This is a genomic window from Paenarthrobacter nitroguajacolicus (assembly GCF_051027655.1).
In the GTDB taxonomy this organism is placed as follows: domain Bacteria; phylum Actinomycetota; class Actinomycetes; order Actinomycetales; family Micrococcaceae; genus Arthrobacter; species Arthrobacter nitroguajacolicus.
Window position 1 is genome coordinate 3077956 of the sequence record NZ_CP073234.1, and the last position, 26150, is coordinate 3104105.

The 26150-nt window shown below is 61.9% G+C and carries 24 protein-coding genes; 11 read left to right on the forward strand and 13 right to left on the reverse strand.

Features of this window, described 5'->3' with window-relative positions; genetic code table 11:
* Positions 1–13: 13 nt before the first annotated feature.
* Both mtrB and mtrA read right to left on the reverse strand, forming a co-directional pair.
* A complete protein-coding gene (gene mtrB / locus KCX59_RS14570; RefSeq protein ID WP_178996952.1) occupies positions 14–2002 on the reverse strand; it encodes an MtrAB system histidine kinase MtrB in 1989 nt (662 codons plus the stop codon).
* Entirely contained in the window at positions 1974–2648 is a 675-nt protein-coding gene (gene mtrA / locus KCX59_RS14575) for an MtrAB system response regulator MtrA (RefSeq protein WP_014922244.1), read from the reverse strand. The genes mtrB and mtrA overlap by 29 nt, the downstream gene beginning before the upstream one ends.
* 221 nt (positions 2649–2869) lie before the next feature.
* Here mtrA and KCX59_RS14580 point away from each other — a divergent pair, with 221 nt between their 5' ends.
* From KCX59_RS14580 to KCX59_RS14605, 6 genes are read left to right on the forward strand one after another with little or no spacing between them, the layout of a single operon-like run.
* Positions 2870–4144 (forward strand): hypothetical protein, encoded by a 1275-nt coding sequence (locus KCX59_RS14580; protein WP_370629175.1) that lies wholly within the window; start codon positions 2870–2872, stop codon positions 4142–4144.
* Positions 4141–4830 carry a DUF4129 domain-containing protein gene (locus KCX59_RS14585; protein WP_178996954.1) on the forward strand — a complete coding sequence of 230 codons (690 nt, stop codon included), beginning with the start codon at positions 4141–4143 and terminating at the stop codon, positions 4828–4830. The genes KCX59_RS14580 and KCX59_RS14585 overlap by 4 nt, the downstream gene beginning before the upstream one ends.
* Positions 4827–6029 (forward strand): DUF4350 domain-containing protein, encoded by a 1203-nt coding sequence (locus tag KCX59_RS14590; RefSeq protein WP_179017139.1) that lies wholly within the window; start codon positions 4827–4829, stop codon positions 6027–6029. The genes KCX59_RS14585 and KCX59_RS14590 overlap by 4 nt, the downstream gene beginning before the upstream one ends.
* Entirely contained in the window at positions 6026–7156 is a 1131-nt protein-coding gene (locus tag KCX59_RS14595) for an AAA family ATPase (RefSeq protein WP_179017138.1), read from the forward strand. The genes KCX59_RS14590 and KCX59_RS14595 overlap by 4 nt, the downstream gene beginning before the upstream one ends.
* 32 nt (positions 7157–7188) lie before the next feature.
* Positions 7189–8481 (forward strand): DUF58 domain-containing protein, encoded by a 1293-nt coding sequence (locus KCX59_RS14600; RefSeq protein ID WP_178996957.1) that lies wholly within the window; start codon positions 7189–7191, stop codon positions 8479–8481.
* A gap of 37 nt (positions 8482–8518) precedes the next feature.
* Positions 8519–9232: a DUF4166 domain-containing protein gene (locus tag KCX59_RS14605; RefSeq protein WP_179017137.1), complete on the forward strand. Its 714-nt coding sequence runs from the start codon at positions 8519–8521 to the stop codon at positions 9230–9232.
* An 11-nt stretch (positions 9233–9243) separates the two neighbouring features.
* On the opposite strand, the gene KCX59_RS14610 is transcribed toward KCX59_RS14605, so the two are convergent.
* The 7 genes from KCX59_RS14610 to mnmA form a co-directional block, all read right to left on the reverse strand.
* Positions 9244–10278: a hypothetical protein gene (locus KCX59_RS14610; RefSeq protein WP_179017136.1), complete on the reverse strand. Its 1035-nt coding sequence runs from the start codon at positions 10276–10278 to the stop codon at positions 9244–9246.
* Positions 10279–10281: 3 nt separating this feature from the next.
* Complete coding sequence (locus KCX59_RS14615) at positions 10282–10671, reverse strand: chorismate mutase (RefSeq protein ID WP_054808477.1); 390 nt, start codon at positions 10669–10671, stop codon at positions 10282–10284.
* Positions 10672–10864: 193 nt separating this feature from the next.
* Complete coding sequence (locus KCX59_RS14620; RefSeq protein ID WP_178996960.1) at positions 10865–12571, reverse strand: dipeptide ABC transporter ATP-binding protein; 1707 nt, start codon at positions 12569–12571, stop codon at positions 10865–10867.
* Complete coding sequence (locus tag KCX59_RS14625; protein WP_179017135.1) at positions 12568–13572, reverse strand: ABC transporter permease; 1005 nt, start codon at positions 13570–13572, stop codon at positions 12568–12570. The genes KCX59_RS14620 and KCX59_RS14625 overlap by 4 nt, the downstream gene beginning before the upstream one ends.
* Before the next feature lie 2 nt (positions 13573–13574).
* The gene (locus KCX59_RS14630; protein WP_091468608.1) at positions 13575–14666 is read right to left on the reverse strand and encodes an ABC transporter permease; all 1092 of its coding nucleotides are present in this window, start codon (positions 14664–14666) and stop codon (positions 13575–13577) included.
* 127 nt (positions 14667–14793) lie between these two features.
* Positions 14794–16422, reverse strand: coding sequence for an ABC transporter substrate-binding protein (locus tag KCX59_RS14635; protein WP_179017256.1), 1629 nt, complete (start codon positions 16420–16422; stop codon positions 14794–14796).
* 171 nt (positions 16423–16593) lie between these two features.
* A complete protein-coding gene (gene mnmA / locus KCX59_RS14640) occupies positions 16594–17715 on the reverse strand; it encodes a tRNA 2-thiouridine(34) synthase MnmA (RefSeq protein ID WP_243836845.1) in 1122 nt (373 codons plus the stop codon).
* 181 nt (positions 17716–17896) lie between these two features.
* Between mnmA and KCX59_RS14645 the strand changes: the two genes are divergently transcribed.
* Entirely contained in the window at positions 17897–19132 is a 1236-nt protein-coding gene (locus tag KCX59_RS14645) for an NAD(P)/FAD-dependent oxidoreductase (protein WP_179017134.1), read from the forward strand.
* Positions 19133–19141: 9 nt separating this feature from the next.
* On the opposite strand, the gene KCX59_RS14650 is transcribed toward KCX59_RS14645, so the two are convergent.
* The 4 genes from KCX59_RS14650 to KCX59_RS14665 form a co-directional block, all read right to left on the reverse strand.
* Complete coding sequence (locus tag KCX59_RS14650; protein WP_179017133.1) at positions 19142–20374, reverse strand: cysteine desulfurase family protein; 1233 nt, start codon at positions 20372–20374, stop codon at positions 19142–19144.
* A gap of 41 nt (positions 20375–20415) precedes the next feature.
* Positions 20416–21099 carry a helix-turn-helix transcriptional regulator gene (locus KCX59_RS14655; protein ID WP_178996964.1) on the reverse strand — a complete coding sequence of 228 codons (684 nt, stop codon included), beginning with the start codon at positions 21097–21099 and terminating at the stop codon, positions 20416–20418.
* A gap of 51 nt (positions 21100–21150) precedes the next feature.
* Positions 21151–21825: a hypothetical protein gene (locus KCX59_RS14660; RefSeq protein ID WP_179017132.1), complete on the reverse strand. Its 675-nt coding sequence runs from the start codon at positions 21823–21825 to the stop codon at positions 21151–21153.
* Between the two features lie 131 nt (positions 21826–21956).
* Positions 21957–22850: a diacylglycerol/lipid kinase family protein gene (locus tag KCX59_RS14665; RefSeq protein ID WP_179017131.1), complete on the reverse strand. Its 894-nt coding sequence runs from the start codon at positions 22848–22850 to the stop codon at positions 21957–21959.
* 154 nt (positions 22851–23004) lie between these two features.
* Here KCX59_RS14665 and KCX59_RS14670 point away from each other — a divergent pair, with 154 nt between their 5' ends.
* From KCX59_RS14670 to KCX59_RS14685, 4 genes are all read left to right on the forward strand, one after another.
* Positions 23005–23949, forward strand: a complete 945-nt coding sequence (locus KCX59_RS14670) for a J domain-containing protein (protein ID WP_179017130.1) — start codon at positions 23005–23007, stop codon at positions 23947–23949.
* A 38-nt stretch (positions 23950–23987) separates the two neighbouring features.
* A complete protein-coding gene (locus KCX59_RS14675; RefSeq protein ID WP_178996968.1) occupies positions 23988–24455 on the forward strand; it encodes a tRNA (cytidine(34)-2'-O)-methyltransferase in 468 nt (155 codons plus the stop codon).
* Positions 24456–24643: 188 nt separating this feature from the next.
* Positions 24644–25249, forward strand: coding sequence for an ECF RNA polymerase sigma factor SigK (gene sigK / locus KCX59_RS14680; RefSeq protein WP_166660316.1), 606 nt, complete (start codon positions 24644–24646; stop codon positions 25247–25249).
* A gap of 1 nt (position 25250) precedes the next feature.
* The gene (locus KCX59_RS14685; RefSeq protein WP_178996969.1) at positions 25251–26084 is read left to right on the forward strand and encodes an anti-sigma factor domain-containing protein; all 834 of its coding nucleotides are present in this window, start codon (positions 25251–25253) and stop codon (positions 26082–26084) included.
* Positions 26085–26150: the final 66 nt, after the last annotated feature.

Sequence of the window (26150 nt, forward strand, 5' to 3'; positions counted from 1 at the left end):
GGACGCAACGTTCTCACGACTTCTCCCCCGTTCCATCGTCGTCAGGCGCCGGAATCCCGCCGACTGATGGAGTCGGCTGCGGAGTCTCGCCGGAATCCTGGCCCAGTACCAGCATTTGCCGTTCGCTTGCCGCCCCGGGGAATCCTATGTCCGCAGGTTCCAGCTGAAGCGGAGACTTCACAATGGTGCCTCCCTGCCGCAGTGGAAGCGTCAGTCGGAAGTTGGAACCGGAACCCTTTCGGCCCCAGGCCTGAAGCCAACCGTTATGAAGCTTGGTGTCCTCGGCTGCGATGGAAAGGCCCAAGCCACTTCCTCCGGTGGTCCTGGCGCGGGCAGGATCTGCCCGCCAGAAGCGGTCGAAGACCCTGGCAGCCTCAGCCTGGGTCATTCCGATGCCGTGGTCCCTTACTGACACCGCTACAGCTTCATGATTGGCAGCGACAGATATATGGACAGGCTTGCCTTCACCGTGTTCGAGGGCATTGAGCAGCAAATTGCGGAGAATACGGTCGATCCTGCGGGAGTCCATCTCCACGATGATGCTCTTCTGCCGGGCGTTCAGCCGGACTTCCGAGCCGTACTCCGCGGCCACCGGTGCGGCACCTTCCATAACGTGCGAGATGACTTGGAAAATGTCCTGCGGTTCTGCATCCAGCACGGCAGCGCCAGCGTCGAATCGTGAAATCTCCAGCAGGTCCGAAAGCAACGATTGAAAGCGCTCAACCTGGTGGTACAGCAACTCCGCCGATCTCTTGTTCATGGGATCGAAATCGTCACGCGCATCAAACAGGACTTCGGCCGCCATTCGTACCGTGGTGAGCGGGGTACGCAGTTCGTGGGAAACATCAGAGACAAAGCGCTGTTGCATCTGCGACAACGTGGCCAACTGGGTGATCTGTTCCTGGAGGCTAGCGGCCATGTGGTTGAAGGAAGCGCCCAATCTCGCGACTTCGTCTTCTCCCTTAACCACCATTCGTTCTTGTAGTTGGCCGGCAGCAAGCTTTTCCGATACGACGGCAGCATGGCTGACCGGACTGACTACGTTACGGGTCACGTACCAGGCAATGGCACCGATCATGAGGACGAGAGCCGCACCGCCTGCCCACAGTACGTTCTGAATCTCGTCCAGTGTTTGCTGGGCAGTATTGAGGTCGTAGATCAGGTATAGCTCGTAAGCCGTTCCGTTGAAGGTGACCATGTTTCCGACGGCGATACCGGGCCTGTCCTCGTTCCCCACCGGGAACTGCGTGGAGGCCCAGAATTGCTGCTTGCCACCGCTTTGAACAGCCTTACGCAGCTCGGGGGGAATGACCCGAACCGTCAGCTGGTCCGAAGCGCGCGATTCAACCCAACGGTTACGTGGTTTGGTTTGTTCCGGAGCAGCTTCGAAGACATACCTACGCTGGATGACCGAGCCCCGGCCTTCCACGGCTGTCAAGGTGTCATAAACCAAGGTGATGACGCTTGACTGGTCGGTAACTTGGGCGCCGTCGAACGTGTCCTGGACTTGCTTGACGTTGAAGCGCGACTCGGATTCCGCCTGTGCCAGCCTCTCCTGGAAGAGGTTGTTGGCGATTTGGTTGGACAAGTACGCGCCAACAATGGCGAACGACGTTACAGCGAGCAGCAATGTGGTCAGGACCGTGCGGAACTCCAACGACCGCCGCCATCGCCTCAACAAGGAGCGCCAAACGAAGCGCAGCCCTGGTCTTATTTGCCGCACGCCAATGGCGACGAGTCGCGAAACCCGAAGGACCAGGATCAATCCCCGCCGTGTCCAGATCCGCGCCCGGGACAGGACCCAGGAAAGGTCCCTGGCCTCGCGAGCGGACTGATCAGGGGAGGTATCGGGTTGCTCAGGGGACGTTTCCGGGGTCTCAGACTCAGCCGGGGTCACCTGCTGGACACCGGCCGGATCGGGAGTTTTGGGGCCCGGGCCCCCGCCTGCCTCGCCGGTCTTGCCGACCGGGGACTCAGGAACCTGCTTTATATCCGACACCACGCACCGTCAAAACGACCTCGGGCGCTTCCGGATCACGTTCAATCTTTGAGCGCAGACGCTGGACGTGAACATTGACCAGCCGGGTGTCAGCCGCATGGCGGTATCCCCACACCTGCTCGAGAAGCAATTCGCGGGTGAATACTTGCCACGGCTTGCGTGCCAGCGCTACCAAGAGATCAAACTCCAGGGGCGTCAAGGAGATCCGCTCGCCGCCACGGGTCACCAAATGACCGGCGACGTCGATGGTCACGTCTGCGATACGCAAGGTCTCGGGGGCCTTCTGGTCACCCGGCCGCAACCGGGCCCGGACGCGTGCTACAAGTTCAGCAGGCTTGAACGGCTTGGGCACGTAATCATCGGCGCCGGATTCAAGCCCGCGAACAACGTCTGAAGTATCGGACTTGGCGGTGAGCATGACGATGGGTACATCCGACTCGCCACGGATCTGCCGGCAAACCTCAATGCCATCCGAGCCCGGCAACATCAGGTCCAGCAGCACCAGATCCGGCTTTGAGGAGCGGAAGACCTCCAAAGCCTGGCCGCCGTCCGCGCAGAACACCGGCTCGAAGCCATCGTTGCGCAGAACGATTCCAATCATCTCTGCGAGTGCTTCGTCGTCGTCAACTACCAGAATGCGTGCCTTCATAGTTATATATTCCCTTATCACCAAGTCTTTGTCCCGTTGGGCGCGGCGCACGGCATGGCGCCCCTAAGGCATTTCCACCGTACTGCACCCTGCCGTTGTGCGCCCCGGTGGCAGCATGGGCTACAGGCTATGAGGGACGACGGCGGGACTATAGGCTGGGTGCGAAGGTCCGTGTGGGGGACGTCGGGAGTCGGCGGGCCGGATCTTATGGGGAGGGAATCGTGTCACAACCAGAGCACGGCCAGAATCCGCCGGGCGGTCAGCCCGCATGGGGAAACCAGCCGCAATGGGGAAATCAACCGCAGTGGGGAAACCAACCACAATGGGGAGGCCCTCCGGGCTGGGCGCCACCGCAGAGCAGCGGGCAGAACCATCCAAGCCAAGCTACTCCGGGATGGCCCCCAGGGCCTCCGTATGGGCAGCCCCTCTACGTCGCGCCCCCAAAGCCAGGAGTCATTCCCCTGCGTCCGCTGCAGTTCGGCGAGATTCTGGATGGCTCCTTCCAAACAATCCGCCGCAATGCTGCCTCGATGTTTGGTTCCGCCCTGATCGTCCAAGCCATTGGAGCAGTCTTCATCGGCATCGTCACCGTTGGGATGTTCCAGCTGTCGACTTCCCTTGAATCTGTCAGTTCAGAAGCAGAGTTGGCCGATGCGATGGGCCCGTTCCTCGCTTTCATGGCCGGCACCCTGGGCGTTTCCGTGCTGATCGGTTTCCTGGGTTCTGTCCTCCAAGGAGTTCTGGTTGTCCCGGTCTCCCGCTCGGTTCTCAACCGCCGGACTGGCTTCAAGCAAATGTGGAAGCTTGCGGGCCCGGGAATCCTGCCGCTCCTCGGCGTTGCCGCGCTGCTGACGCTGGGCGGCCTGCTCGTAGCTGCCGCAGTGATCGGGGTAGCGATCTTGTTATTCACTGCGATGGGACCCGCGGCCCTGCTTATCGTCCTGCCCTTGGGCCTGGGTTCCTTTGTGGCCTTCGTTTGGATCGGCCTGAAGTTGATGCTGGCTCCCGCCGCCATCGTGGTGGAGAAGACCGGCGTTTTCCAAGGATTGCTCCGATCCTGGCGATTGACGAAGAACAATTGGTGGCGGATCTTCGGCATCACCCTGGTGGTAGCCATCATGGTGGGAATCATCGCGCAGATCGTCCAAATTCCTGTGTCCTTGGCCTCCGCAGCCATTGGTGGAGTAGTTGCACCCCACCCTGATCCCGACTCGATGACCTCAACGTTGGTTCTGACCACTGTCATCTCCACTGCGATTGGGGCGTTGGTGGGGTCCGTGACATTCGCCTTTCAAGCGTCCGTGTCGGGCTTGATCTACATGGATCTTCGGATGCGTCGCGATGGCCTGGATGTTGAATTGATGCGGCTCATGGAAACTGGTTCCGATCCTGACGGTATTCCCGGTGGGCCATCCACGTTGACACGAAACACCACCTGGCCACCTGATGGCGGGCAGTTTCCTTCCGCTCCCCCCGGGCAGCGGCCTCCCGCATGAAGGTCGCCGCCATTGACATTGCACCGTTGGCATTGATGGAACCACCGGTGGAACCGGACCGTGACGAAGCCCGGCGTTGGGCTGCTGAGGAGCTATCGAATCCCCGATATCCGGATGCAAGGCCCGGCTGGCTGGACCAGTTGTGGCGGGATTTCCTGGACTGGCTGGCATCGTTGGAAGGTGATGGACCTGGCACCGGACCCAACCTTGCTGTCCCGTTGATTGTGGTTTTGGCGCTGGCACTCATCATCGCTGCCGTCGTCGTCGTTCGGCCAAGACTCAACGCCCGACGACGGAAAGAACCCGGAGATCTCTATGGAGAAGACCAGAGCGTCGACGCCGGGGGCTACCGAAGCAGGGCGGCGACTGCAGCCGACAGTGGCAACTGGCCGGCCGCCGTCGTCGATCAATTTCGCGCTCTTGTCCGATCTGCCGAAGAACGGGACATCATTGATGCTCGAGCGGGCAGGACGGCAGACGAAGCAGCCGGTCAACTGGGCCAGGTTTTTGGTTCGGCCCAAGTCAGGCTGCTCGCCGCTGCGGGTGTTTTCGACGCCGTGCGGTACGGCGAACAAGCCGCAACACGGGCGGACTATGAGTCCGTCCGCCAGCTGGACGCTGATCTTCTTGAGCTGAAGCCCGACTTCACAGGACAAGCCCACGCCGGATTCGCGGTACCACGATGACCACCATCTTGGAAGATAGCACCCCGGGTACCGACAATGCCGCTGCCGAAGGACTTCCCGCGGGTCAACGTTTCATGGCCTGGTTCCGGAAACACCTGGTATGGATTGCCCTCGGCACCCTGCTTGCAGGCTTGGTCACTTTCCTGGCCATCAACAGCGTCTCCGGCGCAACTGATTCCCGGCGGCTCTCCGCACGGAATCCAGCGCCGGACGGCGCCATGGCTGCAGCCGAAATCCTCGCACGCCACGGAGTTTCCGTCACTCCGACAGACACGTTTGAAGACACTATGGATGCGTTGTCAGCCAAGGACGAAGCCACGGTTCTCCTCTTTGACGCGCAGGGCTTTCTTGACCGGTCCCAACTGGAGGAGATCACTGCCGCAGCAGACCGCGTTGTGGTAGTTGCTCCACGGTTGAGGACACTCAACGGCCTGAACCAGGGGATCCGGCCCGGCGGTGTGGTTCCAGAAGCAACACAGGTGATCGAACCCGGATGTGAACAGGAAGATGCCAGGGCGGCGGGCCGGGTGTCCGCACAAGGATCTATCCTGTCCGGGCCCTTGGTTTGTTATCCCACCCGCGAGGACGGACCAGGCTTGTATGCGGCATCAGCCGATGGGCGGGTCATCGTCCTGGGCAGTAGGGAACTCATGGACAATCAACACCTCGCCTTGGAGGGTAATGCTGCCCTTGCCCTGCGTACCTTGGGGAACAACGCGGACCTCGTGTGGTACATCCCGGGCGTCGGCGATATCTCCGCCTCCAATTCAAACCCCACACTGAACGAGCTGGCACCGCGATGGCTGGCCTTCGCCGGACCGTGGTTGGGCTTGGTAGCCCTGTTGGCCATCGCTTGGCGGGGCCGGCGCATGGGCCCTCTCGTATTCGAGCCGCTGCCCGTGGTGGTCAAGGCCGTCGAAACAGCAGAAGGCCGGGCACGCCTTTACCAGGATTCACGGGCTGTGGGGCGGGCAGCCAACAACTTGAGGGCAGGAACCCTCTCACGGTTGGCCCGGCACTTCAACCTCGGCGCTGACACCACCGCCGAAGCAATAGTCGACGCAACAGCCCGCCATGCGGAGCAATCAATCCAGGAAGTCCGATTTGTCCTGATCGACTTCATGCCGGAAAGCGAAGGACAACTGGTGCAGTGGGCACAACAAATCGAACGAATCGAACAGGAGGCGACCGCTCGATGAGCAGCCAGCCAAACAGCTATACGGACAGCAACAGCCACTCCGAGGGAGGTGCGACGCCTCACCCGGATGTTCTGCAGCCCGATGCACCCCAGCAAGACGCCAGCCCGCAGGGTGCTACCCGGCAGGGTGCGCCTCGGGGAACCGGACCCGCAGAAAACGGACAGCGCCGCCCCGGTGAGGATCCGGCCCGGCAGTCACTGCTGAATGTCAGGGCAGAGGTGGGCAAGGCCGTGGTCGGTCAGGACCCCACCGTAACGGGTATGCTGATCGCCCTGCTCTGTGGCGGACATGTTCTCCTCGAAGGTGTACCCGGTGTAGCCAAGACCCTGTTGGTCAGGGCGTTGTCCACCGCGCTGAGCCTGGACACAAAGCGCGTCCAGTTCACTCCGGACCTCATGCCCGGCGACGTCACGGGTTCACTGGTATATGACTCGCACACCTCTGAGTTCACTTTCCGCGAGGGCCCGGTTTTCACCAACATCATGCTGGCCGATGAGATCAACCGGACCCCGCCCAAGACCCAGGCCTCGCTCCTGGAAGCAATGGAGGAACGCCAGGTTTCGGTGGATGGTGTGTCGCGTCCGCTTCCAAGCCCGTTCATTGTGGCGGCAACCCAGAACCCGGTGGAATACGAAGGCACCTACCCCTTGCCGGAAGCACAACTGGATCGGTTCCTCCTCAAGCTGACCATGCCACTGCCTGGACGGGCAGAGGAGATCGAGGTCATCCGTCGCCACGCCAACGGCTTTGATCCCCGGAACCTGTCTGCAGCCGGCGTACGGTCCGTGGCGGGCGCCGTCGAGCTTTCCAGTGCCCAAGCGGCTGTCGCGCAAGTGGCCGTGGCTCCGGAAATCCTCGCGTACATAGTTGACGTGGTGCGCGCAACGCGGTCTGCTCCTTCTTTCCAACTCGGCGTTTCTCCTCGGGGAGCCACCGCCCTTCTCAACACTTCAAAGGCATGGGCATGGTTGTCCGGCAGGACTTTCGTGACTCCGGACGATGTCAAGGCTTTGTCGTTGCCGTGCCTGAGGCACAGGGTGGGTCTGCGTCCGGAGGCTCAAATGGACGGCATCCAAGTGGACGACGTCCTGGGCAGTATCCTGGCGTCCGTCCCGGTGCCGCGGTGATCTTCCGACCGGCATTGGCCAAGGGGGTTTGAGTGGCCATTACGGGTCGTTTCGTGTTGCTGGCCCTTCTGGGTTTGGTGCCCTTGGTGGTTTTTCCCGCGTGGAGCACCGTCCTGTTCGTGGCCGTGGGGCTGCTGCTCTTACTGGTTGCGGATCTTGTCGTGGCCGCCTCGCCCGCGAGGCTTGCCTTGGAACGCAGGCAACCTGGAAACGTGACGCTTGAGGGCGAGACGGACTCCGTTGTCACTGTCACCAATGGCACGCGGCGCAAGCTGCGTGCCGAGGTAAGAGACACGTGGCAGCCCTCCGCCGGCGCAGTAAACGCTGCACAGTCCTTGGTAGTCCCGTCCGGAGAGCGTCGCCGCATGACCGTGACCCTGGTTCCTCGTCGTCGCGGCGACCTCAAAAGCCCCCACGTGACCATCCGATCGTTCGGCCCCATGGGTTTGGCCGCAAGGCAGCGGACCCGCACCCTGCCTGGCCAACTGCGGGTCCTCCCCCCGTTCCATTCAAAACGTCATCTCCCTTCCAAACTCCGGAAGCTTAGGGAGTTGGATGGCAGGGCCGCCGTACAGATCCGTGGGGCCGGCACCGAATTCGACTCACTGCGGGACTACGTCCGCGGTGACGATGTCCGGTCCATCGACTGGCGGGCCACCGCGCGGCGGACTTCAGTGGTGGTACGGACGTGGCGCCCGGAGCGCGACCGGCGCGTGGTCATCGTGCTTGACACTTCGCGCACGGCAGCCGCCCGAATCGAGGATGAACCCCGGCTCGACACCGGAATTGAGGCGGCGCTGCTGCTTGCGGTGCTGGCCGAGCGCGGAGGCGACCGCGTGGACTTCCTCGCTTACGATCGGCGAATTCGCGCACGCGTTGAATCGGCCTCAAAAGGCAATCTGCTGGGTCAACTCGTCCAAGCCATGGCCCCCTTGGAAGCTGAACTGATCGAACTCGATTGGCAGCAGGTTCCGGCTCAGGTACGGGCAGTTTCGGCGCACCGATCCATGGTGGTCCTCTTGACAGCGCTCGACGGCGGCGCCCCCGAAGAGGGGCTCCTCCCCACTGTGGCGCAATTGTCGCGCCAACACGTTGTGGTGGTGGCCTCGGTCCGGGATCCCCTGCTGTCTGCCATGAAAGAAGAAAGAACGACGGCCAGCCAGGTTTTCCGTGCAGCCGCCGCCGAGCGCGCATTGTTGGAGCGTTCCGCGGTGACGGCGCAACTCCGGCAACTCGGAGCCGAAGTGGTTGACGCCGAGCCCCACGATGTTCCTCCCTTACTCGCTGACACCTACATACGGCTCAAAGCAGCCGGGAGGCTCTAGTTCCAAGATTGAGTTCCACGTACAAGGAAGGACCGCAATGAATACCCCCATCTACCAGCTGGCACTCGGCGACGAGTTCAGCCGGCTAACCCCGGAGCTCCAGGAGTATTTTTCGTTGGCTGCCGGCTCCGGATTGTATGGAATCGGAGAGGGAGTCTTTGACGTTGTCGGGTGCCGTCAAAAGTGGTTGCGGCCACTGCTCGCCCTGACGGGGAGCGAGGAGGCTTTCTTTCCTGATTACGGTGAGGGCATTCCGTTCCGGATCGAAAACCACGCCCATCTGGATCCTTTCGGACGACCGGCCTTGACGGCCCGTCGGGAGATCTATTTCCCTTCGGGTACACGGCTGTTCCACGATACGACGAGCGCGGTCCTGACTGGCTCCGACCATCGAAATGCCCATTTGGTGGACCATGTGGGGCGTTATCGCCGTCTTGTCACGGACCTGGATGTCAGCGTTACCGCTGAGGGCCGCCTTCGTGGCGTGTCCAAAGCAAGCAGACTATTCCTTGGCCCCTTGCGAGTACCATTACCGAACGCACTTGATGCGCGTGCCTACGCGGAGCAGTGGTGGGACAGCGCAGAGCGCAAGCACCGCATCCAAGTCAAAGTCATCCAGCCCCAGATCGGCTTGGTCCTTGTATACGCAGGACGCTTCGACTACCGCTTGGCACCATATCTGCCAGGAGCTGCCCCCGGTACCTCTCTCCCCCGCTATGCGGAACCAGACCGCTGGGAAGAGAGAATCTGACGCCTTCGCAGTTAGCCCTGAGCCAGCTGGTCCAGTCCGTCTGCCACTTGGGTCAGTTTAGATAGCACAGCCTTGGCCCTTGAAGGCTTGAAGTCTGCCAGCCCCGTAGAGGGAGTAACCCGGAGTCCCGCCAAGCCCGAGGCAGGAAGCCCGAGCTGCCGCCACGGCTTCGCGATGCTTTCGACAACCTCGGCGGTGCGTGGCAGTTGCGCCTGTGGCTCGCCTGTTGACAGTGCGCCCGCCCACAGGCGTTTTCCGTCCTCCACTGCTACAGCCAGCTGCTCCCATTGGCGTGTCGTCAGGGCTTTCAGGGGCACCGCGACGCCGTCGGCTCCCGCTGCCAGGATTCGCTCGATGGGCGCTTCGATTTCCGGTACTGAGACCACGGCCTCGACGACTCCCGCACTCTTGAGCGCGTCGATCACCACTCGCCACGCGCCTGTCACTTCCTCGCCGGATATGGACCGCAATGTTCGGTAGCCACTCGCCGTCGGGATCGTGCCGGCCGTGACGGAGGCGATGTCCGGCTCGTCAATTTGAACCACCAACCGGGCACCCGGGACAGCCGAGGCGATGCGGCTGAGGTGCTCTGTGATGCCGGCGGCCAAAGATTCCGCAATATCCCTGCGGGCGCCATAATCCAGAAGTGCCCGTTCGCCGTTGTGCAGGTAAAGATTGGCAGCAAGACTCATGGGGCCCAACAGCTGGATTTTGAACTCCGTTGCAGCGACGTCCTCGGCACCAGCTATGTCGGCCAATATGTTGAGGTCGGTCGAGAGCGCAGAGCGGGCGCGCCGGGCATCCTTCCCGGGCTTGTCCACCAGGCGCCAGCCGTGCGGTTGGACATCGATTGCCAGGTCGACCAACAGTGAGCCGGTCCTTCCGACAGCATCCGAGCCCACCCCTCGATCAGGCAACTCGGGCAGGAAAGGAAGGTGGGGGTCCCCCAATTCGCCCCGAATGATCCGGTTTGCTTCCGCGGGGTCGCTTCCGGGCCACGGGCCCAGTGCGGTGGCGCTGGCGCGCAAATTAGCCAATTCCGCCACGGCTCAGGCCTGCTGGCTGGAAATCTGGTGATCCTCGGCGATTGCCTCGTGATGGCGGATCACTTCGCTGATGATGAAGTTGAGGAATTTCTCTGCGAAGGCTGGATCAAGGTGCGCATCCTCGGCCAGCCGTCGCAAGCGGGCGATCTGGGCCGATTCGCGGCCCGGATCTCCGGCGGGAAGCTTGTGGGTGGCCTTTAGGATTCCTACCTTTTGGGTGGCCTTGAAGCGTTCCGCGAGCAGGAAGACAAGTGTTGCGTCAATGTTGTCGATGCTGGACCGGATGGACAACAGCTCGTCCATGACTGCACGGTCCACTTGGCCGGCCAGGGAGCTCGCTGCCGGGTTGAAGGAATCGGCGTCATCAGGAAGGGCGTTGTTCTGCTCGGTCATGCACCCCAGTCTATGGTGTGGGGCGGTCCAGCCGCGGGTGTTACCTGCGGGCCAGGAGGCACATTACAGCAACCATGGCCTCAGCTATTGGCGTATCCCTTAACGCGGAGAAGGTACGCCCGCCACAGTGGGGGGCGTACCTTCTCTACATTGGGTGGATTCTCCAGGGACGGTCTAGTCGCCAAGCAACAATCTAGCCGCCCAGCAGAGTGCGGTGCGCTTCCCGCCGTCGTGCTTGTTCGTCGGGGTCCGGCACCGGCAGCGAGGCGATGAGCCTCTTGGTGTACTCATGCTGCGGTGACCCCATCACATGGTTTCCGATCCCCTGCTCCACCAACTGGCCTTTGTACAGCACGCCAACCCAGTGGGACAACATGTCCACTACTGCGAGGTCGTGGCTGATGAACAGAGCCGCGAAACCGTACTGCTCCTGTATGTCCTTGAACAGGTCCAACACTTTGGCCTGCACCGAGACATCCAAGGCGGAGGTGGGTTCGTCGGCGATCAGGAGGCGCGGGTTGAGTGCCAGCGACCTCGCCAAGGATGCGCGCTGCCGCTGCCCACCGGACAGCTCGTGCGGGTAGCGCTCCGCGTACGACGCCGGCAGCTGGACTGATTCGAGCAGCTCACCTACCTTTTTCCTCGCCTCAGCGGCACCGGGCTTGGTGTGGATAAGCAGCGGTTCTGCGACGCACTCGCCGATGGTGAGGTGCGGGTTGAAGGACGCCGCCGGATCCTGGAAAACGAAGCCGATCTCCTTGCGGAGCGGACGGAAGGTACGCTCTTTGAAGTCCAGCATCTCGTACCCAAGAACCTTCAGGCTGCCTCCGGTGGTTCGGGTCAGGCCTGCTATGGCCCGTCCAATGGTGGATTTTCCGGAACCGGATTCACCGACCAGTCCGAAAACCTCATTCTCCGAGACCGTAAAGCTGACGTCGTCCACGGCCTTGAACCCGTGCCTGCCGAAACGGCCGGGGTATTCGATGGTGAGGTTCTTTGCTTCCACCAGGATTTTGCCTCCCTGGTGGAGCCGGCCACGGGCACCCTCGGAGGCCGAGTTTCGTCCGAGGTGCGGTACTGCGGCCAGCAGTTTCCTGGTGTACTCCTGCCGGGGTTCGGCAAACAGGACCCGTGAAGGAGCCTCCTCCACAACGTCGCCCTGGTACATGACCACAACGCGGTCGGCCAAATCTGCCACTACACCCATGTTGTGCGTGATGAGCACGATTGAGGTGCCATAGTTGTCCCTCAGGTCGCGGAGGAGCTGCAGGATTTCAGCCTGGACTGTAACATCCAGCGCGGTGGTGGGCTCATCCGCCACGATCAGCCCCGGGTTGAGGGCCAAGGCCGCAGCGATTACCACGCGTTGCTTCTGACCACCTGAGAACTGGTGCGGGTAGTAGTTGACCCGCGTCTCAGGATCCGGGATGCCCACCTTGCGGAGCGCCTCGGTTGCCCGGTGCTTGGCTTCCTTGGCGGAGATGCGACGGCCGTCCGTGGCGTGTGCCCGGATACCTTCGGCAATCTGCCAGCCCACGGTGAAGACCGGGTTCAGGGCCGTGGAAGGCTCTTGGAACACCATTGCAACATCCCGGCCACGGATTTTGCGAAGCGTCGATTTGCTGACGCTGATGACGTTGTTGCCGTTGATGACCACGGCACCGGAGCTGATGGCAGTTTCCGGAAGCAAGCCCAGGATGGTTTTGGCTGTGACGGTTTTGCCGGAACCCGATTCCCCTACGATGGCCACTACTTCACCGGCTCCAACTTCCAGGCTGACGTCCTTTACAGCGTGAACGTCCCCGCCATCAGTGGCGAAGGTGACTTGGAGCCGATCGATGGTTAGTACAGGCGGCTCGGTGCTGACGTGATCTGACTCATTTCCCAAGTTGGTGGTCATGGCTTGCCTGCCTCTGTCGGGTTTGAAGGCGTTCCTGCCGTTGTTGGGTTTGGCGTCCTGCCCGCGCGTTTGCGTCCACGGATCCGGGGGTCATTGAGGTCGTTGATGCTCTCGCCCACGAGGGTCAGCCCCAAGACCGTGAGTACGATCGCGATCCCGGGGAAGACGCCCGTCCACCAAATACTGGACGAAGTGTCCGCCAGTGCCTTGTTGAGGTCAAACCCCCATTCAGCGGCTGATGTGGGCTCGATGCCGAAGCCAAGGAAGCCCAGGCCGGCGAGCGTCAGGATCGCCTCGGAAGCGTTCAGGGTGAACATGAGCGGCAGGGTCCGGGTGGCGTTCTTGAAAATGTGCCTCCCAATGATGCGCACGCTGGAAGCCCCGAGCACTTTGGCCGACTCGACGAACGGCTCGGCCTTAAGACGAATGGTCTCTGCCCGGATGACCCGGAAGTACTGCGGGACAAAGACCACCGTGATGGAGAAAGCACAAGAGAAGATGCCGCCCCAGAAACTGGATTGTCCCCGGCTGATCACGATGGAAATTACGATTGCCAGGAGCAGGGTAGGAAACGCATAGATGGCATCCGCCACTACCACCAGAATCCTGTCCAGCCACCCTCCGAAATATCCACTGAGCAGACCAAGGGCGACACCGAGGAACAAGGACATCGCCACTGACACAACGATGACTGTCACCGCTGTTTGGGAACCCCAAACCACCCGTGACAAGACGTCGTAGCCGCCAACAGTTGTTCCCAGCAGGTGCTTGGAGTTCGGAGCTTCCTGGGTGGGAAACGAACCGGATGCGTCGCTGAGTTGGGAGTAGCCATAGGGAGCAAGGAGAGGTGCAAAGATGCTCGTAAGGATGAAGAGTCCACTGAGGACAACGCCCACAATGAGCATGCCTCGCTGAAGTCCGACGCTTTTCTTCAAGTGGCTTACCACGGGAAGCCTTGAGAACAAGGGCTGCTTGGGTCGGGTCAATGGGGAAGTGCTCATGGTCAGTACCTCACTCGAGGGTCGATGAGTGCGGCAATAATATCCACCACGAAGTTGGTGACGGCCACAATGATGGCCAGCAATACAACGATTCCCTGGACGGCCACAAAGTCGCGCGCGTTCAGGTACTGCACCAGTTGATAGCCCAGGCCCTTCCACTCAAAGGTGGTTTCGGTCAGAATGGCGCCGCCCAGCATCAGGGCAATTTGCAGGCCCATGACAGTAATGATGGGAATCAGTGCCGGTTTGTAGGCATGCTTGGTCACCAGGCGGAACTCACTGACACCGCGGGAACGCCCGGCCTCAACGTAGTCCTTTCCCAGCGTGCCGATGACGTTGGTGCGCACCAGTCGCAGGAAGACGCCGGCGGTCAACAATCCGAGGGCTACTGCGGGGAGCACCGCGTGGGCCACGATGTCCCCCAGGGCTGCGAAGTTGCCGCTGCGCAATGCGTCCAGCCAGTAAATGCCTGACGGTGCAGCCAGGCCGCTCATGGTCAGTTCCGTTCGCGTAGAGGCTCGACCAGCTACGGGGAACCATCCAAGCCACACGGAAAACGTCAGTTTGAGGAGGAGCCCGGAGAAGAAAACAGGTGTGGCGTAGCAGAGGATGGCGAAGAACCTCAGAAACGCATCAGGAGTCTTGTCCCGGTGCTGTGCGGCAATGAGACCGAAGGGGATGCCGACTGCCAGCGCGACGATCAGTGCGTTGATCGACAGCTCGAGTGTGGCTGCACCGAAAGTGGTGAGTACTTCCACCACTGGCCGCCGGTCGGTGATGGTGCTGCCAAAATTGCCGGTGATGAGTTGGCCCAGGTATTCGAAGTACTGGACCAGTACGGGCCGATCGTAGCCGGCCTCTTGTATTCGCTGGGCCAGGACGTCCGGGGGCAGGCGTCCGCCTTGCGACGCCGTGATGGGGTCTCCAATGACCCGCATCAGGAAGAAGACGAGAGTCACCAATATGAAGACGGTGGGGATGATCAGGAAAAACCTGACCACGATGTATCTGCCCAGACCTCCCCCGGCTTTGGACTTGCTCTTGGGAGCAACGATGCCGGGCTCAGCCTCGGGAACCTCAATAAGTGTTGTCATTGTTACCTGCATTTCATGCCCGTGGATTGCGCGGGGTTGTCTCATGCGAGCCGGCCACCTGGGTGGTCAGCAAAGGAGGCGGGACACCGGATCAGTGTCCCGCCTCCCTTTCCTCACAAAGGTGCGGTTACTTGGAAATTACTCCGAGGCGGAACTTGAACGATGGGTCCAGTGTCTTCTCGACGCCATTCACGCCGCTTCCGACAACCGCCACCTGGGCGCCCTGGAGCAGGGGCAGGGTGGAAATGTCCTTGGCCAAGGCGTTCTGGACATCCTTGATGGCAGCCTCGCGGCTGGTCTTGTCCGCATCCGTCAGCTGCTTGGCGATCAGCCCATTGACCTCGGGATTGTTGTAATGGTTCTTCAGGAAGCCGCCTTCCGGGAAGAACGGCGTCAGGTAGTTATCGGAATCGCTGAAGTCCGGGAACCAGCCAAACTGGAACAACGGGTACTCGTCGGCACGGCTGGCCTTGCTGTAAGTGACCCATTCTGTGGACTGCAGGTTCACGGTGAAGAGACCGGACTTCTCCAGCTGCTCCTTGACCATGGCGTATTCATCGCCGGAGGATCCGCCGTAGTGATCCGGGTTGTACTGCAGGTTCAGTGCGACGGGTTCCGTGATGCCGGCATCCGTCAGGACCTTCTTTGCCTTGTCCAGGCTTGGCTTTCCGGCATCGCCATAGGCGTCCTTGAACGACTCGTTGGCGCCGAGGAATCCGCTCGGAACGTTGGAGTACAGGGGCAGGTAGGTGCCCTTGTATACCTGGTCAGCGATAGCCTGGCGGTCAATGAGGTTGGCCACGGCCTGGCGAACTGCGAGTGCCTTCGCAGGGTCTGCGCCGGCTGCCTTGGTTCCGTACGGCATGGTGTCGAAGTTGAAGGTGATGTAGCGGATCTCGCCACCCGGTCCGGTGAGGACCTTGACCTTGGAGTCCTTGCGCAGGTCGTCGATATCCGTGGCGCTCAGGCTGCGGAAGGCAACGTCAATGGCACCTTGCTGGATTTCCAGCTTCAGGTTGGTGGGGCTGGCGTAATACTTAATGGTGGCAGCATCATTGGCGGGCTTGCCAAGAACGCCTTGGTAGTCAGCGAGGGCCTTAAAGCTGACCAGCTCGTTCTTCTTGTAGCTGTCAATCGTGTACTGGCCGTAGAACGCGTTCGCTTTGATGATCTCGTCGTCCGAAAGAATCTTGTCGGCCGGGAAGACTTCATCGTCCACGATCGGCGCGGCAGGGCTGCTGAGGATCTGGCTGAACGTTTGGTCGTTGGCGTTCTTCAACTTGAATACCACGGTGGTGGCATCGGGCGTACTTACGCTTTCGATGTTGGTCAGCAGCGAGGCAGGTCCGGCGGGATCGTTGATTGCCACCTGCCGATCGAAGGAGTGTTTGACGTCCTTGGAATCCAGAGTGTGCCCGTTGGCCCACTTGAGCCCCGACTTGAGCTTGACGGTGTATTCCGACGGCGCCGTGAACGACGACGATTCGGCGAGGTCGGGAACGGGCTCCGCACCGCCGGGCTTCGAATTCAGGAGAAATGAGTAGACCTGGTTCATCACCATAAACGAACCGTTGTCATAGGACCCGGCGGGATCCAGCGACGTGACTTTGTCAGTAGTGCCGTAGGCGATGGGGCCTGCGGCGGCCGGGGCGGATGATGAACCGCCGCCGGAGGGACCCGTGCATGCCGTCAGGGCGAGCGCGGAAATGCCCGCCAGCGCGATAACGCCGTGCAGGGCCTTCTTGTTCAGTGCCATCTGGTGAACCTTCTGTTCGATGGATTCGGCGCGCCGCCGTGGGATATTTGTGACGGCGCGCACTCTTGATTCCACGATTCAATCAGACTTCGAAGGCCGCGAACCCTTCATTTTGTGATTCGAGACACAAAATTTACTTTCCAGTAGGTTTTGCCGGGAAGGTGCCGGCTCCTAGAGGACTTCCCGCTGGAGTGAGCGGGCGGCGTCAATGGTTGCCTGCCCCAGTACGCGGCTGCCTTGGTAGAGAACAACGGTCTGGCCCGGGGCCACGCCTCTCAAGGGATCCGTCAGCGTGACAACAATCTGGGCACGCTCCACTCCGGATTCGTCAGCAACGGATTCCACACGGGCGATTGCCGGAACAGGATCGCCGTGCGCCCGGACCTGGGCGTGGCAGTCGAACTCAGCGCCGGTGGCGACTTCGGAAATGGGCACGCCGGCCCAGGAAACCTTGATACCGCGAATCTCGTCGATCGCCAGCAGGGCTTCCGGTCCCACGACCACCTTGTTTTCCTTGGGGCGGATCTCCAGGACGAACCGGGGCTTACCGTCTGCCGCGGGGGTGCCCAGCTTCAGGCCGCGCCGCTGCCCCACCGTGAACGCGTTGGCACCAGGATGTTCGCCAACCTTGACACCGGTTTCGTCAACGATGTCGCCGGTTGTCATGTCAATCTTCTCGGCCAACCATCCGCGGGTGTCACCGTCAGAAATAAAGCAAATGTCGTGGCTGTCCGGCTTGTTGGCCACGGACAACCCGCGACGCTCGGCCTCGGCACGCACCTCAGCCTTGGAAGGGGTGTCGGCCAGCGGGAACATGGAGTGCTTGAGTTGCTCGTGGGTCAGCACACCGAGAACGTAGCTCTGGTCCTTGGCCCAATCGGCGGCGCGGTGAAGTTCACGGTTGCCGTCGGCGTCTTCGATGACTTTGGCATAGTGACCGGTGCACACGGCGTCGAAGCCCAGGGCAATGGCCTTTTCCAGAAGGGCGGCGAACTTGATCCGCTCGTTACACCGCATACAAGGGTTGGGCGTCCTGCCCGCAGCGTACTCATCAATGAAGTCCTGGACCACATCTTCCTTGAAACGCTCCGAGAAGTCCCACACGTAGTAGGGAATGCCCAGGACGTCGCAGGCACGCCAAGCATCGCGCGAGTCTTCGATGGTGCAGCAGCCCCTGCTTCCTGTGCGCAGGGTGCCGGGCATGCGCGACAACGCAAGGTGGACTCCGACGACGTCGTGTCCGGCCTCCACGGCCCGGGCTGCGGCCACGGCGGAGTCTACTCCGCCGCTCATTGCTGCAAGTACTCGCATGCTGGCTTTCTGTGTCTGTGGGATTTGGAGCAACTGATCCGGCTGGGAAGAGTCGGCGTGCCCATCCATTCTAGCCCGTAGTGCCACGCCCGCCCTAAAACCCCTTGACTGGCCACACCCCTGCTTCTAAAGTCAAAACTAGTGGTTTTAGAATCGAGCTGACATGGCAAACGAACACATCGTTATTGCGGGCGGCGGGCTCGCCGGGGCTACTGCGGCCAAAACCCTCCGGGCCGAGGGCTACGGAGGGGACGTCACTGTGGTGGGCGCCGAGCACCGGACACCCTACATACGCCCACCCCTGTCCAAGGAATTCCTCCTGGGTAAGGCTGACGCAGATTCTGCCCTCGTAGTACCCGGGGACTGGTACGGGGAGAACGACGTCGAACTTCTTCTTGGCAGCCCCGTCAGCCGGATCGACCCTGATGGACATCTGGTAACTCTGGCCGACGGCCGACGCCTCGGCTACTCCAAACTGCTTCTGGCTACGGGTGCCCGGCCTCGTACTATCCCGCTTCCCGGCGTAGACCTTGACGGAGTCATGATGTTCCGGACACTGGATGACAGCCTGCGACTTCGGTCCCTCTTGAAAGGCGGAGGACGGAGGGTGGTCATGATCGGGTCCGGATGGATCGGCATGGAACTGGCCGCTGCAGCCCGCACGTACGGCAACGACGTCACGCTGCTGGGGCTCGAAGACATACCTTTGAGTGCCGCTATCGGCCCTGAACTCGGCCTATACTTCCAACGTCTCCATGAAGACCAAGGCGTCAGTTTCCGTCTCCCGGCAAGCGCCGTCGGGATTGATGGACAGGACGGCAAGGCGACGGCGGTTCGCACCAATACCGGCGAAATGCTGCCTGCCGACGTCGTCATCGTTGCCGTCGGCGTCGTACCGGACACAGCACTTGCCGAAGCCGCCGGGCTTGAAATACGCAATGGAATACTGGTGGATGCCGGACTGTGGTCCAGCGCTCCGGATGTGCTGGCCGCCGGAGATGTCGCCAACGCACTGCATCCCTTTACCGGCGAGCACCATCGCAGCGAGCATTGGGCCAACGCACTCAACGGCGGCAAAGTCGCGGCAAAGTCCATGATGGGCCAGGACGCCAGATTGGATGTGGTGCCCTACTTCTATACGGACCAGTTCAGCCTGAGCATGGAGTATTCGGGCTTTCCCTCATTGACATTCGGAATCCCACCGGTGATTCGCGGCTCGTTGGATGAGGGCAGCTTCATTGCTTTCTGGTTGAGGGAGGGCAATGTAGTGGCCGGAATGAGCGTCAACCAGAGCCGCGTCCAGAAACCCATCAAGGCCTTGATTTCGAACCGCGTCCCGGTAGATGTAGCGAAACTGACGGATCCCGGAGTACCGCTGGACGAACTGGTGCCTGGCTAGCAGGAGTCTCTACAAAGTTTCTGCCGAGGCTTGCCGGGCTACCGTCGCCGCTGTCTGAATGCTGGATTCATGACCAGCCATTCCTGCTTGCCTGGCCCTGAGGCATGCCTCGGGAAGTGCCTTCAGGAGCTCGTCCACATCCGCCTCGGTGGAACTGTGGCCCAGGGTAAATCGCTGGGCGCCGCGGGCAGTATCCTCGTCCAAGCCCATGGCCAGGAGGACGTGTGATGGCCTGGGCACACCAGCGGTGCACGCCGAACCCGTAGAAGATTCAACACCTGCAAGGTCCAGGAGAAAGAGCAGTGAGTCGCCTTCACAACCAGGGAAGGTGAAGTGGGCGTTTCCCGGCAGCCGACCGTCCCCGGGAGCACCCCTCAGCACCGCGTCGGGAATCAATTCGAGTACCCCGCGGATGAGGCGGTCCCGCAACGAGCTGAGGCGTTCACGTTCACGCTCCAGGTTTGCCGCCACAGCCTCGGCGGCTGCGGCAAAGGCAGCAATTGCGGGAGTGTCCAACGTCCCGGACCGTACATCGCGCTCTTGGCCACCCCCGTGCTGCACCGGCGTCAACTTCACAGCCCTCCCCAGGAAAAGGGCGCCAACCCCTACGGGACCACCAAGCTTGTGCCCTGAGACGGACATTGCGGAGAGCCCGGAACCACGAAAATCCACAGGAACGGAACCGAACGCCTGGACAGCGTCGGAGTGGACCGGAATGCCATGCGGCTTCGCCAGTTCCACGATCTCCGTAACCGGCTGGATGGTGCCTACTTCATTGTTGGCCCACATGACGGTGATCAAGGCTACCGATTCGGGCTCCCGTTCGATTTCGTGCGTGATGACGTCCATCCGGACCTTCCCGTCAGCGTCCACGGGAAGCCATACAACATGCGCGCCTTCATGCTTTTCAAGCCACTCCACGGTATCCATGACCGCATGATGCTCGACGGCGGAGCAGAGGATGCGCGTGCGGCGCGGGTTCTCGTCCCGCCTGGCCCAATACAGCCCCTTGACTGCCAGGTTGTCCGCTTCCGTCCCGCCTGAGGTGAAAATAACCTCAGATGGATGTGCCCCGGCAGCCGCGGCGAGCGTCTCCCGTGCGTCCTCTACCGCCCGCCTCGCGCGGCGCCCTGCGCCGTGCAGAGACGAAGGGTTCCCCGTCCGCGCGAGTTCGCGCGTCATGACGGCCAGCGCTTGGGCCGACAGGGGCGTGGTTGCAGCATGGTCAAGGTAAACAGGCACCCTGCAATTCTACCGACGACGAGCCTTCAGGAGCCGCCTGCTCAGGAATCGCCCTCAAGGGTGGTGATGCGCGCACAGCAGTGTCCCGGTCCATGGTCCGGATCCGGCACGACGACGTCGGCGCCGAGTCCGGAGGCCGTCGCAGCACCGCTGAGGAAGGCGCCGTTCATGGCGCACACTACCTCCTTGTGGTCCAGCGACAGGCGATGGAAGGGACAGTTCAGCAGGCGGTATCCCCCGGAGGCATCGGGGGTGGGATGGTACCCAAGATCCGAGATCGCACCCAGGAAATCGCCAGGCCTTCCCAACTCGCTTCCCCTGGCTGAAGCGACCTCACGCAGGGCAGCCTCAACGGGAGCGCCATCGGACTCAGCCCGCTGGATGGCTGCAGCCATGAGGTGGCCGGCGAGGTCATAGTGCCGCTCCGGGATGGAGACGCCAATCTCATCCACCATTGGCCTGTAGAGCTTGGATGGCCGCCCCGAGCCTGGACCCGTCCTGTCGGGCGACTTCCTGAACTCGACTTGAAAAAGTCCTTCGCGAACCAGGCGGTCCAAATGGAAAGACACCGAACTGCGGGGCAAGCCCAGAGTCAAGGCCGCCTCATCCCGCCCCACCGCGCTGCCGGCATTCAGAACGTATTCATACAACTTGCGGCGGTTCTCATCGCCCAACACAGCGATAGCTGCGATTTTGCGGATCCACGGGAGGTCGAAAGTGCCCATGCATTACGTTAACTCTAAAAACAAGAATTGCTGCTTTATGCGCTGCCCGGATCAAGACGGCGGTACCACGACGAGCTGGGCCATGATCTCAGCACGCGCCGGGGCCAAGGTCTTGTCATCCGGGCATGCCAGGGAGACATACACCGAGGACGCGGGGGCGCTGAACAACCTGGCCAGGACAACAGCTGACTGGCCGCCGGATGCTGAAGAGGATTCCAAACTGAGGAACTCAACGCTGTGTTGGGGTTTGTCAGAGTCTTCCCCCCAACGCAACGACGCCGGCTTCAAGCTGTCCACCGCAGCGCCGGCATTCAAATAATCGAACAATGCCTTGGTTGACGCGATGTCGTCGCCAGCCACCACCAACGGCCCCTGGTTCACGCTGACCCGGACCGCGAGAATGCATCCATCCGTTTTCTTGTATCTGGTCTCACCCTGCAGAGCGGAGTGAACCACGGACCAGCCTGGCACTTCCTCCAACCGCGTGGAGACAGTCACCGGCTCCCCCGGTGCCAAGGTTCCTCCTGCTGCCAGCGGCAAATCCTTGGCGGCCACCGCGGCCGCATCGTGTCCAGGAGTGATAGTCGGAGTAGCCAGCGTGGATACCGATGGCGAAGGCTTCGGGGCTGCCGGGTCCGGAACGTTGACGGTGCAGCCAGCCAGCAGGACGCCTGCGGCTCCGCCGGCAACCAAGCCGGCCAGTCGTCGTCGAACGTTGTTCGCCACTATTTCTCCCTGTCTGCTCCCTGAGCCCTGCCGTCCGGGCCATGCCGCCTGATATCCGGCAACCGCGGCTTGTCGCCGCGATCGAGTCTAGCCGCCTGCTGCAACGAGGCTCCGCCAGCACCGCGCACGCACTAGGCAAGCACCCATAGGCCTGCGGGAACAAGGTCGACGACGACCGGCAACTCGGCGATGCGCTCCCCGTCGGCGTAGGCCACCACGCTTTCGGCGTCCAACTGCACTTTCCGGACGCGCTTGATCTCCACGGCAGGATGGCTGGTGTGTTTTCCGGCGAAAACCTTGGGAAACACGGCAAGGAAGCGGAGCCGCGACAAGGGCTTCACCACAAACATGTCCAGCCACCCGTCATCGGGAACCGCGTCAGGTGTAATCTGCATGCCCCCGCCTATGAACTGACCATTGGCCACTGAAATGAGCAAGGCAGGCTGACGCCAGGCCACGTCATCGGCGGTCACGGTGTAGGTGATTCGCCGGAAGGAAACCAGTTCCCTGAGCATCGCAAGGTTGTACCGGCTCTTCCCGCGGGGCCACCGCCAGGAATTGGCCCGCTCGTTGACGGCCGCATCAAAGCCGGCGGACAGGACGCCCGCGAAGTAGCTGGTCTCACCGCCTGCGGCGACCCGTCCGACGTCGATCCTGCGCCCGCCCGTTTCCAAGGCAGCCAGCAGCCTGCGGCAAGCGGCCCCAGTGTCGTTCAGCGGCAAAGCCAACAGCCGCGCGACGTCGTTGCCTGTTCCGGCAGGAACAATGCCGAGGGGAATGTCCATCCCGGCAACCGCATTGACACCCAGATGGACCATGCCGTCGCCACCCACCACTACCAACGCCTCCACACCAGCTGCCAAGGTCACATCCACCGCCCTCCGCAGGGCGTCGTAGTCGTCCGCTTCAAGTACGACGACGTCCAGGCCGGCGGCGCGGAGGAAACCTACGGCTTGGTGCCCGGCATTGCGCCCGCGGCCGAATGAGGCAGCAGGATTGATGGCGACAGCGATTTTCTTCGGCATGCTCAGGTGTTATCGGTTGCCGAAGGGTTCACAGCGTGAATTATGCCAGCGGGAACCACGGGGCCCGTTACCGACGTTCACATAGTGGCTGGATAAACTTGCCAGTACCGCGCTTCCCCGGAAGCGCACCACCATCACAGAGAAGGGCCCGTGCTTGGCCGAGGGCAACAGCTCGCACTATCAGGTTCTCCGCGTTTCCGTCACAGCTACGGACAAGGAGATCAAAGTGGCGTACCGAAAGGCTGCCAGGAAGGCACACCCTGACCACGGTGGAGAAGCCGAAATGTTCCGGCGTGTCACCCTCGCTTACGAAACCCTGATTGATCCCAAACGACGGGCCGAATACGACCGAAGGTACGCCCGTGGAGCCTCAAGCGTCAGCCAGCCCCGGCCCGGGGACTACACCGGCACTGCCACGCCGGGCCCCTCCGCCACCACAAACGTCAAGCGACCCCAGGCCCACCGCAATACGGCGGGCGACCCCCCGGTCTATGTCCCTGCGTTTGACGATCCCACCGAGGTTCCGCTCATTTCAGCGGCCGAAGCGGCCCAGCAGGTCCACGGGCTCCCCCGCAAACGCGGCATATTTGGAGCCGAGGCCCGCATTCAACGCGAGATGCGCACTGTGCAGCTCATCAGCCGGCAGGTCCTGACTGCCATACCCGCCGCCAGGCTGATCAACGGGTTGCGCTCGCCATCGGACAACAATCACATCGATCACGCCGTCCTTTCCGGCTACCGGCTGGCGCTGATCGGTTCCATGCTCCTGCCCAAAGGTGCCTATGCCTGGGATGGCCACTCGCTGCGGCACGGCGGGCGTTCGGTAGCTCCACCGCAGCTCGCGCACATCGTCCGCCATATGCAGGACCTCTTTCCCGAACTCAATGTCACCGGCTGGGTGGTTCTGCACAGTCCTGACGGCAACCTCCACGAACCAGTTATCGACCAATACGGCAAGGGCCAGTCCAGCCACAACGCTGTGGAAGTAGTCAACGCGGCAGGGCTGGTGAGGGGGCTCAAGCAATTTCTCAGTTCAGGGCCGGCGCCGAACACTGTGGTGATACCAGTCCTGGCACGTCTGCTTCGCGGGATGCACTAGGCGCAGCCGACTTCTACGCGGCTGACTAAGATGGGACCGTGTTCCGCATCCTCTTCCACACTCCAGAAATCCCGGGCAATACGGGCAACGCCATCCGTTTGGCCGCCATCACGGGGGCCGAGCTTCACTTGGTGGAGCCCCTCGGCTTCGATTTTTCCGATGCCAAGCTGCGCCGCGCCGGCCTCGACTACCACGATCTCGCCGTAGTTACTGTCCACAAGGACATCGATGCCGCGTGGGCCGCGCTCAAGCCGGAACGGGTTTTCGCCTACACCTCTGACGGTGAGACGTCCTATACGGACATCAGTTACCGCGAGGGCGACGTCCTCATGTTTGGTCCGGAATCCGTGGGCCTGCCGGATTGGCTCAAACAGGATCCGCACGTTACAGCGCGTGTTCGCCTTCCCATGAAGCCTTCGCTCCGTTCGCTCAACCTGGCCAACGCTGCTTCGATCGCCGTCTTTGAAGCTTGGCGGCAGAACGGATTTGCCGGCGCCAAGGTGTAGCCCATCCAACGGCCCCACAGCACCGAATACCTTATGCAGGACAACTCCTGCCTTGGACATTCGTTGAGGGAGCCTACGTGAGTGCGCTGCAGACCAGGGTGATGACGGCAAGCCGCTGCACCGCCGCGCCGTCGACGCAATCCCGTTATGCTGCCGGTTTCAAACCGGACGACATATGCTGGACGGTGATGGACATCCCCAACAACCCCGGCCCCCCGGTCTCCGAAGCTACCGGCTCTGCGACTGATCTGAACTCGCAGCTGGCTGGCTTGCTCGAACTCGTGGCAGCACGCGACCAGCAGGCTTTCGCCGAGTTCTATAGCCTCACCTCGCGGCGTGTGTTCGGTATGGCCAGGCGCGTCCTGATAGACCCTGACCTCAGCGAGGACGCCACCCAAGAGGTCTATATCCAGGTTTGGCAGGGTGCTGCCAAATTCGACCGTGCCGCCGGGACTCCACTGGCCTGGCTGATGACCATCGCCCACCGGCGGGCCATTGACCGTGTCCGCGCCGTGCAAGCGGCAACCGACCGCGAAGCCAAGTACGGCGCAGCGAGCCTCGATCCGGACCGCGACCTGGTGGCGGAGGAAGCCGACACGAACCTGGAGGCCGAAGCTGTTAGCCGCTGCCTCGGTACGCTCACGGACACGCAGCGCGAATCCGTCCGCCTCGCATACTATGGCGGACTGACCTACCGGGAAGTAGCCGAGCATCTCGGTGCCGCTGTCCCCACCATCAAATCCCGCATCCGTGATGGACTACTACGTCTGAAGACCTGCCTGGGGGTGGGTTGATATGAGTGAAAACACCAGTGGAGGCTTTATCCGCAGAATGTTTGCCAACGACATCGCCACCGACCTCGCCGAGGGCCGCGTTCTGGAACTGGCCGAAATCTATGCCCTGGACGCCGTGAACGACGACGAACGGGCCATGATCGATGACTACATCAAGGACGCTCCTGAACGTCCTGAGTTCCTGGATCGGGTCCGCGAAGCCCGCGAGGCACTGTCAGTCAGCTTCGCGCCGGAAGAGGCACCCCCGGTCGGGCTCTTCGACAACATCATGGAACGCATCACCACGGATGCCGTCACCCAACCCCCTGCTGAGCCGGCGGCCCCGCCTGTAGCGAATCCCGCCGTCGACGACCTTGCGGCTGCCAGGGCCAGGCGCGCAGAACGCACTCGCACCGGTGGCGCACGCAGATGGATCGTCGGAGCTGCCGCAGCAGCTGTGATTGCACTGGGCGGCATCGGAGTGGGCGCCTACGTTTCTGCGCAGAATGACCCGGTCAACCAGGTTCTGCAGGCACAGGATGTCCAGAAGAAGTCCGCGCCTGTTCCCGGCGGTGGTACGGCCACCATCTCTGCATCATCGGCCAAAGATTCCTTCGTGGTTCTGATGGACGGGGTTGCACCGGCACCGGAAGGCAAGGTCTACCAGTTGTGGACCTTGCCCAAGGACGGCTCCGCCCCTGTACCGCAGGGAACCATGGACGCGGAGACGCTCTCCAAGCCAGCCGTCGTAAAGGGCCTGTCCTCAGCCTCGTCCGTAGCCATCACCGTGGAACCCACTGGCGGATCCAGCGCCCCCACCACGGACCCGGTCCTGGTGGTGGGGCTCAGCGCCTGACACATGACGAAACAGCGCACGACGCCGGCCGCCCCACCTAAGGGGACGGCCGGCGTCGTGCGTTTG

Coding starts and splice junctions, on each gene's coding strand:
- KCX59_RS14630 (WP_091468608.1), bottom strand. CDS start 14,666: ATGACAACACTTATTGAGGTTCCCGAGGCTGAGCCCGGCATCGTTGCT.
- KCX59_RS14605 (WP_179017137.1), top strand. CDS start 8,519: ATGAATACCCCCATCTACCAGCTGGCACTCGGCGACGAGTTCAGCCGG.
- sigK (WP_166660316.1), top strand. CDS start 24,644: ATGGACATCCCCAACAACCCCGGCCCCCCGGTCTCCGAAGCTACCGGC.
- KCX59_RS14615 (WP_054808477.1), bottom strand. CDS start 10,671: ATGACCGAGCAGAACAACGCCCTTCCTGATGACGCCGATTCCTTCAAC.
- KCX59_RS14635 (WP_179017256.1), bottom strand. CDS start 16,422: ATGGCACTGAACAAGAAGGCCCTGCACGGCGTTATCGCGCTGGCGGGC.
- KCX59_RS14645 (WP_179017134.1), top strand. CDS start 17,897: ATGGCAAACGAACACATCGTTATTGCGGGCGGCGGGCTCGCCGGGGCT.
- KCX59_RS14620 (WP_178996960.1), bottom strand. CDS start 12,571: ATGACCACCAACTTGGGAAATGAGTCAGATCACGTCAGCACCGAGCCG.
- KCX59_RS14665 (WP_179017131.1), bottom strand. CDS start 22,850: ATGCCGAAGAAAATCGCTGTCGCCATCAATCCTGCTGCCTCATTCGGC.
- KCX59_RS14595 (WP_179017138.1), top strand. CDS start 6,026: ATGAGCAGCCAGCCAAACAGCTATACGGACAGCAACAGCCACTCCGAG.
- KCX59_RS14590 (WP_179017139.1), top strand. CDS start 4,827: ATGACCACCATCTTGGAAGATAGCACCCCGGGTACCGACAATGCCGCT.
- mnmA (WP_243836845.1), bottom strand. CDS start 17,715: ATGAGCGGCGGAGTAGACTCCGCCGTGGCCGCAGCCCGGGCCGTGGAG.
- mtrA (WP_014922244.1), bottom strand. CDS start 2,648: ATGAAGGCACGCATTCTGGTAGTTGACGACGACGAAGCACTCGCAGAG.
- KCX59_RS14625 (WP_179017135.1), bottom strand. CDS start 13,572: ATGAGCACTTCCCCATTGACCCGACCCAAGCAGCCCTTGTTCTCAAGG.
- KCX59_RS14655 (WP_178996964.1), bottom strand. CDS start 21,099: ATGGGCACTTTCGACCTCCCGTGGATCCGCAAAATCGCAGCTATCGCT.
- KCX59_RS14685 (WP_178996969.1), top strand. CDS start 25,251: ATGAGTGAAAACACCAGTGGAGGCTTTATCCGCAGAATGTTTGCCAAC.
- KCX59_RS14585 (WP_178996954.1), top strand. CDS start 4,141: ATGAAGGTCGCCGCCATTGACATTGCACCGTTGGCATTGATGGAACCA.